A 592-nucleotide genomic window follows, 5' to 3' on the forward strand; every position below is an offset into this window, starting at 1 on the left:
CAAATCGATCGTCTTTGCGTAGCAACCACCTTCGATGTTAAAGACAGTGCCTTTGCCCCATCCGTGCTCATCATCACCGATGAGAAAACGCTCAGGATCAGCAGAAAGAGTCGTTTTACCTGTTCCAGAGAGACCGAAGAACAAGGTCGTTTCACCGTCTTCACCAACATTCGCGGAACAATGCATCGGTAAGACGTCTTTTTCTGGCAATAGAAAGTTCTGGACAGAGAACATCGCTTTCTTCATCTCACCGGCATAACGCATTCCTGCAAGCAGAACTTTGCGCTGGGCAAAGTTAATCATCACGGTACCATCGCTATTAGTACCATCACGCTCAGGATCACAAATGAAGCTTGCGACATTCAGAATTTGCCACTCTTGCTTATCAGCCGGATTGTAATGATCAGGACGGATGAACAAGTTGCGGCCGAAAAGATTTTGCCATGCGGTTTCAGTCGTTACTTTCACTGCGAGGTAGTGATCTGGATCAGAACCTACATGAAGATGAGACACGTAGCTGTCTTTCTCAGCAAGATACGACTCAACGCGTTCCCATAAAGCGTCAAATTTTTCCGCATCAAAAGGGCGGTTA

Annotated in this window: 1 protein-coding gene; it reads right to left on the reverse strand. The window is 46.6% G+C overall.

The features are described 5' to 3' along the window. Positions 1-592: phosphoenolpyruvate carboxykinase (ATP) (locus A3750_RS11730; protein WP_156498537.1), on the reverse strand; the 592-nt coding region annotated here is incomplete at both ends.

This window comes from Oleiphilus sp. HI0079, assembly GCF_001635105.1.